This window comes from Arthrobacter sp. 2762, from assembly GCF_040548745.1.
Taxonomy (GTDB): Bacteria; Actinomycetota; Actinomycetes; order Actinomycetales; family Micrococcaceae; genus Arthrobacter.
In genome coordinates, this window is record NZ_JBEPSI010000010.1 from 135,038 (window position 1) to 148,005 (window position 12,968).

A 12,968-nucleotide genomic window follows, 5' to 3' on the forward strand; every position below is an offset into this window, starting at 1 on the left:
GAAACCGGTCAGGATGTGAGAGAACGTCCGAAAGTGCGGAGGTTCACTCACTTACGCCTTGTCGATGGCCTCTTTCAATGCGCCCAGCACCAGGGTCACCGAGGCGCTGTTCGCGTTCGGCCCCATCATTCCGATGCGCCAGACCGTATCCGCGAACTCGCCCACCCCGGAACCGATCTCCATACTGAAGTTCTTCAGAAGGTAAGCGCGGACGGCGGCCGAGTTGACGCCGTCGGGCACTTTCACGGTGGTGAGGCTCGGCAGCCGGGCGCCTTCAGCGGCAAACAGCTCAAGTCCCATCTCCTGCAGTCCGCTCTGCAGAGCAGCGCCGGCAGCGCGGTGGCGGGCTTGGACGACGTCGAGCCCCTCGGCGAGGATGCGGTCGAGCGCCGCTTCGAGACCGGCGATCATGGTCACCGGCGCCGTGTGGTGGTAGGTGCGGACGCCGCTCGCAGCCCCGACGTAACCGCCGAGCAGGCCGATATCCAGGTACCAGGAGCGCGGATCCTTGACGCGCCGCTCGAACGCGCGGTCGGACACGGTGAATGGCGACAGTCCCGGCGGAACGCCCAGGCACTTTTGAGTCCCGGCATATCCGACGTCGATCCCCCAGTCGTCTGCCAAAAGCTCCAGGCCGCCGATGGACGTCACGGCGTCGGTGATCAGCAATGCATCGCCCTTCCCTGCCCCCAGCACGGCGATGTCAGAGAGGACGCCAACGGAGGTTTCGGCGTGGACGGCGGCAATCACCTTGGGATTCGGATGGGCCGAGAGCACGCGGTCAGCATCCACCGGCTGGCCCCACTCGTGGTCGACCCGAACGACAGTTGCCCCGCACCGCCGAGCGACCTCACACATGCGCGCCCCAAAGAGTCCGTTGACAGCGATCACTGCCACGTCGCCGTCGGACACGGTGTTCACGAAAGCGGCCTCCATCCCGCCTGAACCAGTGGCACTCAAGGGGAGCGTTCGGGCATTCGAAGTACCCCAGACAGCCCGCAAACCCTCGCACGTGTGGTCCAAGCGTTCAATGAAGACGGGATCCAAATGCCCGAGCACCGGATAGGCCAGCGCGGCCATTGCCTCGGGGTAGCAGTTGCTCGGGCCCGGACCGAACAGGAACCTGGACGTCAGTATGTCTGGCATGTGCGAACTCCTTCAGCTGGTTCTCGTCATTCTGCCCCAGCGTGCGGTGCGGGGCGAGCCTCATCAGCTGCCCCAAAGCCCAAACTGCTAAGGTTACTCACCAATACGGAGGCCGCCACGGTGAGGGGACAAGGGTGACGACTGAAGGAAAAGAGCAGCCAGAGCAGGGTGTCCGCGGCGAGGTGAGCCAAGACCGGTTCGTCGCAGGGCAGGACCTCACCCGGTGGAAATCTCCGGTTGGCCGTTTTTTGGCGGGGGCCGCACAGCGGATCACCGCCCTTCTGGGCCCTTATGCAGCGCTGATCATCACGTTGGCTGTGGGACTTGTCATTGCTGTGTCCCTCGCAGTGGCTTTCGGCGAGGTCTACGAGTCGGTCACCGAAGCCGACGGGGTCGCGGGCCTCGACCACCCTGTCCTTGACGCCGCCAAGACCGTTCGCTCCCCCGCACTGGACCTTGCCATCACGGCCTACACGAATGTGGGCGGCACGGTTGGCATGCCCATCATCGCGGTGGGGATCATGATCGCGTTGGCCACGAAGCGCCGCTCCTGGACTCCTGTCATCCTGATGCTGACAGCAGGCCTGGGCTCACTCCTCATGACTATCCTGGGCAAGCCTCTGTTTGGCCGCACCCGCCCGGACCTCGCGGACGCCATTCCGCCGTACGAGCACTCGCCGTCGTTCCCCAGCGGCCACTCCCTGAATTCAATCGTGATCGCAGGAATCGTGGCTTACTTGATCATTCTTCGCCTCAAAACGGCCAAGGCCAGAATCACCACCGTCATCCTTGCATCAGCGTTTGCCGCAACCATGGGCTTGAGCCGCGTCTACCTCGGGCACCACTGGCTCACTGATGTCCTGGCCGCGTGGACTCTTGGCATAGCCTGGCTTGCCTTGGTTATTACGGCGCACCGCCTCTACCTCACCGTGAGAACGCGGCGCTCCAACGCGGTACTCTCTTGACACCAGGCCAAGTGCTCGGCTTAACTATTTACGTATGCTGAAATAACAGTTCCATGATGCGGAAGCTCTAGAAGCAAGCTTCCTCCTGCTGGAAAGCAGGAGTTCCGCATAGCCCACACCATGGATGCCAGCATTTGCACGAGGATGACACGAGCATGGAGCTTGCAGTATTCAACAGTGTTGACCGGGACGAGGCCATCAGGACCCTGACCCCTTGCCTGGACATCAGCCGCTGGGTTGAGGACGTCGCAGACGCCCGACCCTTCACGAGCGTCGGCGAACTGCTGGGGCAGGCCCGCCAAGCCGCCGAGCCGTTCACGCCGGAAGAGGTGGAGTCCGCACTCGCCCACCACCCCCGGATCGGCGAACGGCCCAAGGCCCAAACCACCGAAGCGGCCATGTCCCGTTCGGAACAGTCCGGAGTGGACCCCAGCGACGACGGCACGGCCGCCGCCCTCGCCGAGGGAAACCGCGCCTACGAAGAGAAGTTCGGCAGGGTCTTTCTGATCCGCGCGGCAGGACGCAGCGCCCAGGAGATCCTCAGTTCCCTTCAGGAGCGGCTCACCCACACCCCCGAAGAAGAAGACGCAATCGTGGCTGGCCAGTTGCGGGAGATCGCCTTGCTGCGGCTCGCAGGCGTGATCAGCGAAGGAGAAAATGCATGAGTGTTTCACAGGTAACCACGCACATCCTGGATACCGGTTCCGGACGTCCGGCGGCGGGGGTCGCCGTCGTACTTTACGTCCGCGAAGGCGATAACTGGACACTGATCGCAAAGGGCGAGACCGACGCCGACGGCCGCATCAAGGACCTCGGTCCGGAGCGGAATCCCGGCGGTGCCTACCGTCTTAACTTCGCCACGGGCGCCTATTACGAGGACCTTGGCACGGAGACGTTCTTCCCTGAAGTGGACTTGAACTTCACAGTTTCGGATGCCGGCGAGCACTATCACGTGCCGCTGCTGCTGAGCCCATTCGCGTTTTCGACGTACCGCGGCAGCTGACTCCGCCGAACTTATGTGCAGCTGATGCCCCTCCGGAGCAATCCGAGGGGCATTATCTGTACACAAACCCGGAACGGTAGGCTGGAAGGCATGGCTTCTGAGGACCCCAACGCCCAATCCGGAAATGGCACTGCCCGCCGCGAAATTACAGTTCGCCGCGCACCCAAGTTTGTTCCGTTCATGATTCTCGGTGCCATTGCGGGTGCAATCGCCGCCGCCTTCATCGCGTACGGCCGTCCCGCGGACCCCGCCTTCGACGCCAGCACCGTCTTCGGCTTCTTCCTGGTGGCCTGCGTTTCCGGAGGCGTCATCCTGTTCTCGATCCTCGCCCTGGTTCTGGACCGGATCAGCCTCAAGCGGTCCAAGCGTGCCGTAGTCGAGGCCGTTCCGGATTCGGTTCCGGATGAGGGTCCAGAGCACGACGGCGGCCGCTAAGCAGGCAGCCCGTCGCACCTCTTTTGGAGGTACCACTGTGAGACACACCGCATTTTGGCCGAATCGGGCCTGTTCGTGGGGTCACAAAGCCGGAGCGGGAACTTACCACGGCCACAACATGAGACAATCGACCAGTGGCACGTGGCGACGGAAAACTTTCTCATGATCTTCTCCCCGGCGAAAAAGGCCCTCAGGACGCTTGTGGCGTCTTTGGGGTCTGGGCTCCCGGTGAAGAAGTAGCAAAACTCACCTATTACGGGCTGTATGCGCTGCAGCACCGCGGACAAGAGTCGGCTGGTATTGCTACCAGTGACGGCAAGCGCATCAATGTCTATAAAGACATGGGCCTTGTGTCCCAGGTCTTCGATGAGACAACCCTGAATACCCTCACCGGGCACCTGGCCGTTGGCCACTGCCGGTACTCCACCACTGGTGCAAGCCACTGGGCCAATGCGCAGCCCACCTTGGGCGCAACCGCGACCGGCACGGTTGCCTTGGCCCACAACGGCAACCTGACCAACACTGCTGAACTCCGGGAAATGATCCTTGAGCGCAACGATGGCCAGTTGACCGGTGAAATGAAGCAGGGCAACACCTCGGACACCGCCTTGGTTACCGCCCTTCTTGAGGGCGAAGAGGGCAAAACCCTGGAGCAGACCGCTCTGGAGCTGCTGCCCAAGATCAAGGGTGGCTTCTGCTTCGTCTTCATGGATGAAGGAACTCTCTACGCCGCACGCGATACCTACGGCATCCGGCCGCTGTGTCTGGGCCGCCTGGAGCGCGGCTGGGTTGTTGCTTCCGAGCAAGCTGGCCTGGCCACAGTTGGTGCGAGCTTCATCCGTGAGATCGAGCCCGGCGAGTTCATTGCCATCGACGAGGACGGCGTCCGCTCCCAGCGTTTTGCCGAGGCAACGCCCGCTGGCTGTGTCTTCGAATACGTTTACCTTGCCCGCCCGGACGCTGCCATTGCCGGCCGCTCCGTGTACGAAGCCCGTGTTGAGATGGGCCGCCAGTTGGCCCGCGAAAACACCCACGAGGCCGACATCGTCATTCCGGTCCCTGAATCGGGCACGCCAGCCGCAGTTGGTTACGCCGAGCAGTCTGGTATCCCCTTCGCCCATGGCTTCGTCAAGAACGCCTACGTGGGGCGCACCTTCATCCAGCCGTCGCAGACCCTGCGCCAGTTGGGTATCCGCCTCAAGCTCAACGCCTTGGAATCAGTCATCCGCGGTAAGCGCGTTGTTGTGGTGGATGACTCGATTGTCCGTGGCAACACGCAACGCGCCATCGTTCGGATGCTGCGCGAAGCAGGTGCCGCTGCTGTCCACGTGAAGATCTCTTCTCCCCCGGTCCAGTGGCCCTGCTTCTACGGCATCGACTTCGCCTCCCGCGCAGAGCTGATTGCCAACGGCGCCACCATCGAGGAAATCTCCCAGGCAATCGGCGCCGACTCGCTGGCCTACATCTCCGAAGACGGCATGATCGGCGCAACCCAGCAGCCGCGCGAGCGCCTCTGCACGGCTTGCTTCACCGGCCAGTACCCGATCGAGCTGCCGCACGCTGACAAGCTGGGCAAGAACCTGCTGGAGCGCACGGACCTGGGCGGATTGCCCCCTGCTGCCGAGTCCCCCGATGACACCGAGGATCCGGCCGAGAAGCCCGGAGCCACCGGCTGCGATCCGGGCCCGGATGCTGAATTCGAGAACCTGCTGACCGACGCTGATCGTTTGACCGACGCCGACAAGAAAGAGTCTGTATGACCTCCGCAACCCCCGCCGCTGGAAGCACCCCGAATTCAACAGGCATCACCTACGCCTCCGCGGGTGTCGACGTCGAAGCGGGAGACCGCGCAGTCGAGCTCATGAAGGGCGCCGTGAAGGCGACCCACAACACCTCGGTGATTGGCGGCGTCGGCGGTTTCGCAGGCCTGTACGACGTCTCGAAGCTGCTCACCTACAAGAAGCCGTTGCTGGCCACGTCCACTGACGGTGTGGGCACCAAGGTAGCTATCGCGCAGGCCATGGATATCCACGACACCATCGGTTTCGACCTCGTGGGCATGGTTGTGGACGACATCGTGGTGGTTGGCGCTGAGCCGCTCTACATGACGGACTACATCGCTTGCGGCAAGGTTGTCCCGGAGCGCATTGCGGACATCGTCCGCGGTATCGCAGCTGCTTGCTCCGTTGCCGGTACCGCCCTGGTTGGCGGCGAGACCGCTGAGCACCCGGGCCTGCTGGGTGAGCACGAGTACGACGTCGCAGGTGCCGCTACCGGTGTTGTGGAAGCTGACGCCTTGCTGGGTCCGGACCGCGTCCGCGCCGGCGACGTCGTCATCGGCATGGCCTCCTCCGGCCTGCACTCCAACGGCTACTCCTTGGTTCGCCGCGTCATCAACCACGCCGGTTGGGCCTTGGACCGCCAGGTTTCCGAGCTCGGCCGCACACTTGGCGAAGAGCTCCTGGAGCCGACGCGCGTCTACGCAGCCGACTGCCTGGACCTCGCCCGCACGTTCCCGGTCTCAGCCGGCGCGGCTGTCCACGGCTTCAGCCACGTCACCGGTGGCGGCCTCGCTGCGAACCTGGCGCGTGTCCTCCCGCAGGGCCTGGTTGCCACGGTTGACCGCAACACGTGGGAACTGCCGGCTATCTTCAAGCTGGTTTCCGAGCTTGGCAACGTGCCCCTCGCCGACCTTGAGCGCACGCTGAACCTTGGCGTCGGCATGGTGGCGATCGTGTCCCCGGAGGCCGCTGACGCTGCCGTGGCGCGCCTGAATGAGCGCGGCTTGCCGTCCTGGATCATGGGTACGGTTACTGCCGATTCTGACTCGATCGACAAGACCGGCCCGGACTATGTCCAGGGTGCCAAGGGCGTCGACGGCGGTGCCGTACGTTTGGTGAATGCCTACGCCTAGGCGCGTTTGGTCTTAGCGAAAGAGCGGCCGGGCAGTTGATCTCCAACTGCCCGGCCGCTCTTTTGTTCTGCTGCTTGTATGGCCGTGACCATCTTTGATCGTTCGAGCCTGCCGACACGCCGGAATCCCCGGCGAGTCCTGGGATGTGCTGGCTCAAAGATGGTCAGGACGCCACACCCACCCGCGAAGTCAGATCTGAATCAAACTCAGAACGCCGCCTTGCGGATCCTGGATGGTTGCCAAAGATCCTGCTTCTGGCCTGTCTTCCGGCTCCACGAGCAGCGCTCCACCCGCGGCTACCGCTACTTCAGCGGCTTTTCGGAGGTCCGCCACACCGAAATAGATCTGCCAACCGGCTTCTTCGCCCTCTTCGGCAGGGACAATCCCGGCCACCTCTTCGCCTTTGACCATCAGCGTGCTGTAACTGCCGCCGTCGTCCTGTGGATATTCGGTGACTTCATGTCCGAAAAGCTGCTGGAAAAACGCGATGGCTGCCTGCGGTTCCGGAGTCAGGAGCTCAGCCCAAGCCAAGGCGCCGGCCTGATTGAACAGATGGCTTCCAATGTGGGTACCCGCTTGCCAGATCCCCGTTGTCCCGCCGCCGGGCGCCTCGATGAACGCCAGGACGCCTGTGTCGGCCACCTGCTCCGGACCAAACGCGAGCTTCCCACCAGCATGGACGGCGTCTTCCGCTATCTCCTCAGCGTCCGTTGCAGCGAGGTAGATGTTCCATTGGCCATGTTTGCCCGCAGCCTCCTGCATAGGGTTCTGCGGAGCGATGACCGCTACCAGGTCCTTGCCGATAAAGGCCTGTGCGTAGCTGCGGCCGTCAGGTGTGGGCAGGTCAGTGAACGTCCAGTCGAACAGCTTTCCATAGAAGTCCTTGGCTGCGGGAACGTCCGGGGTCTGCAGATCGGCCCAGCAGGGTTCACCGCTTGAATAGTGGGTCCGGGAAGTCATGCGGCAAGTCCTGTCATGATGCTGAATGCAGCGCCGGCGGGGTCCATGAGTACTGCCATTCGTCCTATCCCGGGAACATCGAAAGCCGGAGCGATCACGTGCGCCCCAAGCTCAACAGCCCGCTCCACTCCAGCATCCACGTCCTCGACGCCGAAGTACGTCATCCAAAACGGCGAAAGTCCTTGAATCGGCAGCTTGAGGGCACCGGCTATCCGCCTTCCGTCCACGAGCAGGCTGGTGTACTCCTGAAGATCTCCTGCGGGTGTGGTTTCGCTGCTGCACCCCGTGACGGCCTCGTAGAACTTCACGGCTCTCGGGACGTCGTCCGTCTGTAGTTCATTCCATATCATGGTGCCAGGCTCGTTGACCAAGCCGGATCCGGGATGGGTTCCAGCTTCCCAGAAGCCGATCTGTGCCCCCGTGGGATCTATGGCGAAGAACATTCGTCCGCTGCCGTTCGGCACGTCGTCAGGCTCGAACAAGATGGACCCGCCTGCCGCCACAGCCCGTTCTGCCGCGTCATCCGCGGAGTCTACGGCAATGTAATTGGCCCAGTAAGACGGCATTCCCTCCGGGGCATCCGGCATTTGCTGCATCATGCCGACAACGTTCCGGCCGTGGAGTTTCGCCATGTAGTACGTCATGCCGTTACCGGCGTCCATGGGATCCAGCTCCCAGCCAAAGAGCTCAGTATAAAACTTCCGGGAAACTTCGACGTCGGTGGAGGACAGGTCCACCCAACATGGAGTCCCCTGCTTATAACTCTCGACCACCGGCATGCCGTTCCCTTTCCTAGCAACGCGGGGTCACTTATGGCCCATGTTGAGGCCTGGATTGGACCCTAAGTGACCCCGCGTCGGAGTCCATGGGGACTACGCTATGGCGCTTCCACTGCTTGCGCCAGACGTGCACCTGATTACCCGGGCAGCCGGACCCGTTCGACGGTGTCTTCCGTGGTCTGGCGCGAAAGGCGACGGGACAGCGCCACCATAACGACCACGGCCAGCAAAACTGGAACGCAGACCGCAAGGACGATGTTCTGCGGTGATTGGCCTGTCGACACTAGGATTCCGCCCAACGCGGGGCCGGCAATCGAGCCCAAGCGGCCCAGCGCGGCGGCCCATGCGACCCCGGAGGTGCGCGACGTGGCCGGATAGACGGACACAGCCACCGCAGCCTGTCCCACCATGCTGCTGGCCAGCCCCATGCCGACGCCCGCGAACAACAGTAAGAGTTGCCATTGTCCGGGGTGCCCCAAGGCAATCATGAGCAAGAAGCAAATGGCTACAAAAGCAGCAACGACCAGCATCCAACTGGTTTTGAATCGCACTGAAAAGATCATGAGTAAGAGGGCTCCCAGGATTCCGCCGACACCAAGTGCGGCTGCCCCGAGAGGAGCCATGGTCAGACCCAGGCCGAAGTTTGTGAGCAGGGTTGGGAGCCACGACGAGAACGCGTAGAACGTGGCGAAGATCAAGAACGCAAAGAGCCAGAGAAGCACAGTGGGCACCGCGAAACCACGCCTGAAGAGGCTCTGGACAGTCTCTTGGCCCGCCTTCTGCGACGGCCTGGGCGCATCCGCCTCCCTGATTCCGAACCACATGACAGGCAGCAGGACGATAGGAAGCACCGCCCCGAGCCAGAAGATAGATTGCCAGCCCAGGTCGCTGATCAACTTTCCTCCACTCAAACCAGCCGCCAAAGATCCCGCAGACAGGCCCATGGTCACGAAAACGGCAATCCGTTCGCGCTGACCTCCGTCCCTGCCTGCCGTCGCGAGGGAAATAGCCGACGGCAGCACAGCTCCCAATCCGACTCCTGTCAAGAAACGGGCAATCGTCATAAGGGGAATCCCTGAAGACATGGCAGTCACAGCGGACCCCAGGGCAAATACCACCACACCCGCAAGCAACATGCGACGGAGCCCAAACCGAAGGGAGAGGCGCCCAGAGACCATATAGCCCGCTACCACTCCGGCGTTTGTGGCAATCAGGGGGGCAGCGAAGGCTGCGGGCGACAGAGACCAGTTCTTGGCCAAGCTCGGCACCGCCAAGCCCAACGACGCTGTGTCGAAACCGTCGAGCAGCACGGCAAGGAAAGCGAGGACAATGACTAGCCAGCGTGACAGCCCTATGGCTGCAGCCACTGGCGGAACGGGGTTCCCGGCGGGCGTACTGGATTCAAGCATGATGATTCCTTTCGAGGGCGCGGAAGATCAGCCGCCGTACCGATGTCCGGCAGCGTAGGGAAGAGTTGGTTGTGGACTAGTAACCCAGTGAACCGTGGGTGATGGTGCCGGCCGCCATGGTCAGTTCCACTTCAATACTTGGAATTTCCTCGGGCTCCACGGCCCGCGGGTCTTCCGAGAGGACTACGAGGTCCGCGAGCATTCCCGCGCGGATTCTTCCAGTTCTATGCTCGTCGGCTGCGCACCAAGCACTGCCGTAGGTATACATTGCTAAGGCTTCCGATGTGCTGACAGCCCATTCGAGCCCCAGCACTCCTGCTGAGCGGCTACGCCGGGTGACGGAACTCGACATGCCGCGAAGTGGCTGGTAGGGCGCAACCGGACTATCCGAACCTCCACCCACAGGCGCCTCGACGCGGGAAAGGTACTGCGACAATGGCGCGATATTTGCCGCTCTTTCCCTACCCAGATACTCGACGAATCCGCCACCCAGGGCAAAGTGGAGCGGTTCCTGCGCTGCCACCCCTACACCCATGGCATTCAACCTGTTCCAGTGTTCATCGTTGGGGTACAGCATGTGAATGAGGGTCCATCTGGCATCGGAGATGGGGCTCGACGCATGAGCTGCCTCAAAGGCGTCAAGGGCAATATCAATTCCAGCATCGCCAACGCAGTGCGCACCTACGGGAAGGTTCGCACGATTGGCTGCCACACAAATGGCTTTCAGCTCAGCTGCCGATTGAAACGACTTGCCACACGGAAAGTCGGGATCATCCTGCCGTTCATACGGTTGCCGGTAGAAGCCGGTCTCCACACCGCCATCCACACAAACCTTCACGCCCAGGGTACGAAGCCAGACGTCGTCGAGCTGTGCTACTACTGCACCGGAATCGAGAAGTTCCACTGCCTCCTCAGCTGTACCGGCCGGCGTCGGAAGCTTCCACATCATGGATACCCGGACCTTCTGCGGTCCGTCCCCGTAGATAACTCTGTAGGCAGCCATTTCATCCAAGGTCAGCCCGGGGTCGATGACTGAAGTAATGCCCGCCGCGGCATACCGCTTCTGGACTTCCTCCAGCGCCGCACGGTAGTGGTCAATGCTGGGTTTGGGGAGCTGGCTAAGCAAACCGGCAACGTATCCGCTCCCTACGATCTGGCCGGTAAGCCTCCCGTTGTTACGAAGGTAGCTCGCTCCCTCAGGAGCGTGGCTGTCGTCCCCTATTCCGAAGAGCGACATGGCAAGGGAATTCAGCACAATGTTGTGTCCACCCCGACGGAGGACCACCGGATTCTCAGGGGCTACGGCATCAAGCTCGGTCCGCGTTGGCATTCGGCCCTCAGCCAAGCCGCTTTCGTGCCAGTCACTTGCGGTTACTACCCACGTTCCATTTTCGGCGGTTTCGGCTTGCCCTTGAACAACGTCCATGAGCTCCGCGAGAGTACTGGCGCGGGCAAGGGAAGGCAGCAGCATTCCCATACCTGTGGACAACATGTGGTTGTGGGAGTCTTGGAAACCCGGACAGACGAACCGAGCGCGTAGGTCCACTTTCTTCGTATCAGGTCCGGCCAGGGCCAGTGCCTCTATGTCATTGCCTGCATACACTATCCATTGGCCAGTTATCGCAATAGCCGACACCAGCCCGTTGGGGCTCGATGGGTCCGCCAGGACGTTTCCATTATGAAAGATGACATCGGGCAGCTTGCCCTCAATTTGTGGCGTCCGTTTCACTTATGCCTCCTACTGGCCGCAGCCTGGTGTTTCGAATTCTTTATGACCGTCACAAAGAGTCGATACCTTGGTTGAGACTGTAGACCCGAGACGGGACCTGCGCAATAGTTTTGACGATTTTGGTATACCAGATTTCCAGACGCAAAAAAGGCCCGCAGGGTACGCCAATGAATGGCGTGCCCTGCGGGCCTCTTTCAGAGATATTCGGCATCCGGGGATGCGCGACGACCTTAAGTACGACGGCGGTACGCAACTCAGTGCCAGAGGCACCGATTGTTTGCGACAGCTATCCGATACGGCGGGTGTCTACCTCGTCGTCATCGTCTTCCGCGTACTTGTCCTCATAAGCCGAGTAGTCCGGCTCCGGGGGATCTTCGGGGAAGTGGCTCTTTACACGACTGGATGGGCCCGTGAGCTCACGCTCAAGTGCCGAGTAGTCAGTGTTCGGGGAGTAGTACTTGATGTCCCGAGCCTGCTTGGTAGCTTTTGCCTTTTGACGGCCGCGCCCCATGGCGTGACCCCCTTTTGTACTTGGACCGGAGGTGGTCACCTTGGCTATCGGTGAGGCCCCGGAATGTTTGGTCAATTTGTCGTATGTCTAGATTACATGCTTTCGGGGGTGCCTGCGTGCCACCCTGGACCTGCGTCGGGTACAACTACAGCCCAAACCGCTCCCCACCACCTCCAATACACCCAAAAATTGGGTAGAGTCTGCCTCAATGCGGCTCCAGAGCAGGAAGGCAGACTCCGGGATATGAGCGAGGACAACACCCCACCACGTGATGATTCACCGCGCGACAAAGGCGAGGCCGGGGTGCCACCTGCGTCCAAGATACCGCCCACGCCGCCGCAGGCTCCCGGAGAGCAGCCGAAGCAACCTTCGGGAACACAGCCCGAAGCTTCAGGCCTGCAGCCCGATCCTGCGCCGGATCTTGACCCGGACTTCGTACCTAATCCCAGCAACCAGCCTGATCCTGCGCTGCCCGCTGACTCAGGCCAACCAGAGCACTCAGGCCAGCCAGATTATCCTGGCCAGCCACAGTATCCGGCCCAGCCAGCAGGTCCCTCCCAGCCAGGTGATCCCCGTCAGCAGCCCCAACCCGCCCCGCATGGGGACCCTGTGAAACGCCAGCGGCTGGTCATCGGCGGAATCGTGGTGGGTGTCCTGGTGCTCATCGGCGTCGTGATCTGGGTGCTGTTGAACCTGCTGGGCACCCGGCCGCAGGCTGTGGTCACTACTCCGAGCCCCACGGTAAGCCTCGGCCCGCTTCCGCGGGATACGGAAGCAAAGGATTTCCAGGTGGGCGATTGCTTTGCCGACTTCGATCCCAATGCTCCCAAAGCTCGGGCCGTGCCCTGTGACACGGAGCATTCAGCCCAACTGGGCGCCGTCCACATATACCCAGCGGATGATTCCTTCCCCGGCACCAATGCGCTGAAGGACAAGGGTCGTGAGGTCTGCGGCAAAATAAAGCTGAATCACGCGGCGGCCGATAAGTACGTACTGCTTCAGCAGAACGTCTACCCGAGCACCACCAGTTGGGATCGGGGCGACCGCCGCGTTGATTGCTTCATCGTTGTGGATTCGGGCAACACCATCAAGGAAGACCTCCTCAACAAGTAGCCCC

At 61.9% G+C, this 12,968-nt stretch carries 13 protein-coding genes; 7 read left to right on the forward strand and 6 right to left on the reverse strand.

The genetic code is table 11. The features are described from left to right. Positions 1 to 51: 51 nt before the first annotated feature. Positions 52 to 1,146, reverse strand: a complete 1,095-nt coding sequence (locus ABIE18_RS18230) for a pyridoxal-phosphate-dependent aminotransferase family protein (RefSeq protein WP_499724021.1) — start codon at positions 1,144 to 1,146, stop codon at positions 52 to 54. A gap of 134 nt (positions 1,147 to 1,280) precedes the next feature. Between ABIE18_RS18230 and ABIE18_RS18235 the strand changes: the two genes are divergently transcribed. The 6 genes from ABIE18_RS18235 to purM all read left to right on the forward strand — a co-directional run bounded on the left by ABIE18_RS18235 (position 1,281) and on the right by purM (position 6,463). Then, a complete protein-coding gene (locus ABIE18_RS18235) occupies positions 1,281 to 2,111 on the forward strand; it encodes a phosphatase PAP2 family protein (RefSeq protein WP_499724022.1) in 831 nt (276 codons plus the stop codon). Positions 2,112 to 2,266: 155 nt separating this feature from the next. Next, the gene (uraD, locus tag ABIE18_RS18240) at positions 2,267 to 2,776 is read left to right on the forward strand and encodes a 2-oxo-4-hydroxy-4-carboxy-5-ureidoimidazoline decarboxylase (protein WP_499724023.1); all 510 of its coding nucleotides are present in this window, start codon (positions 2,267 to 2,269) and stop codon (positions 2,774 to 2,776) included. Next, entirely contained in the window at positions 2,773 to 3,114 is a 342-nt protein-coding gene (gene uraH, locus ABIE18_RS18245; RefSeq protein WP_499724024.1) for a hydroxyisourate hydrolase, read from the forward strand. Before uraD ends, uraH begins: the two co-directional genes overlap by 4 nt. A gap of 90 nt (positions 3,115 to 3,204) precedes the next feature. After that, positions 3,205 to 3,549 carry a hypothetical protein gene (locus tag ABIE18_RS18250; protein ID WP_499724025.1) on the forward strand — a complete coding sequence of 115 codons (345 nt, stop codon included), beginning with the start codon at positions 3,205 to 3,207 and terminating at the stop codon, positions 3,547 to 3,549. Between the two features lie 134 nt (positions 3,550 to 3,683). Further along, on the forward strand, positions 3,684 to 5,309 hold the full coding sequence (purF, locus tag ABIE18_RS18255; RefSeq protein ID WP_431116741.1) for an amidophosphoribosyltransferase: 1,626 nt from the start codon (positions 3,684 to 3,686) through the stop codon (positions 5,307 to 5,309). After that, a complete protein-coding gene (gene purM, locus ABIE18_RS18260; protein WP_499724026.1) occupies positions 5,306 to 6,463 on the forward strand; it encodes a phosphoribosylformylglycinamidine cyclo-ligase in 1,158 nt (385 codons plus the stop codon). Before purF ends, purM begins: the two co-directional genes overlap by 4 nt. A 189-nt stretch (positions 6,464 to 6,652) precedes the next feature. Here purM and ABIE18_RS18265 read toward each other — a convergent pair whose 3' ends face one another. From ABIE18_RS18265 to ABIE18_RS18285, 5 genes are all read right to left on the reverse strand, one after another. Further along, the gene (locus ABIE18_RS18265) at positions 6,653 to 7,423 is read right to left on the reverse strand and encodes a VOC family protein (protein ID WP_499724027.1); all 771 of its coding nucleotides are present in this window, start codon (positions 7,421 to 7,423) and stop codon (positions 6,653 to 6,655) included. Further along, positions 7,420 to 8,202 (reverse strand): VOC family protein, encoded by a 783-nt coding sequence (locus tag ABIE18_RS18270; protein ID WP_499724028.1) that lies wholly within the window; start codon positions 8,200 to 8,202, stop codon positions 7,420 to 7,422. Before ABIE18_RS18270 ends, ABIE18_RS18265 begins: the two co-directional genes overlap by 4 nt. A 137-nt stretch (positions 8,203 to 8,339) precedes the next feature. Continuing rightward, entirely contained in the window at positions 8,340 to 9,611 is a 1,272-nt protein-coding gene (locus tag ABIE18_RS18275; protein ID WP_499724029.1) for an MFS transporter, read from the reverse strand. A gap of 76 nt (positions 9,612 to 9,687) precedes the next feature. Beyond that, complete coding sequence (locus ABIE18_RS18280; RefSeq protein WP_499724030.1) at positions 9,688 to 11,340, reverse strand: amidohydrolase; 1,653 nt, start codon at positions 11,338 to 11,340, stop codon at positions 9,688 to 9,690. Positions 11,341 to 11,626: 286 nt separating this feature from the next. Further along, complete coding sequence (locus ABIE18_RS18285; protein ID WP_024818182.1) at positions 11,627 to 11,851, reverse strand: DUF3073 domain-containing protein; 225 nt, start codon at positions 11,849 to 11,851, stop codon at positions 11,627 to 11,629. A 243-nt stretch (positions 11,852 to 12,094) separates the two neighbouring features. Between ABIE18_RS18285 and ABIE18_RS18290 the strand changes: the two genes are divergently transcribed. Next, positions 12,095 to 12,964, forward strand: a complete 870-nt coding sequence (locus tag ABIE18_RS18290) for a septum formation family protein (RefSeq protein ID WP_499724031.1) — start codon at positions 12,095 to 12,097, stop codon at positions 12,962 to 12,964. Positions 12,965 to 12,968: the final 4 nt, after the last annotated feature.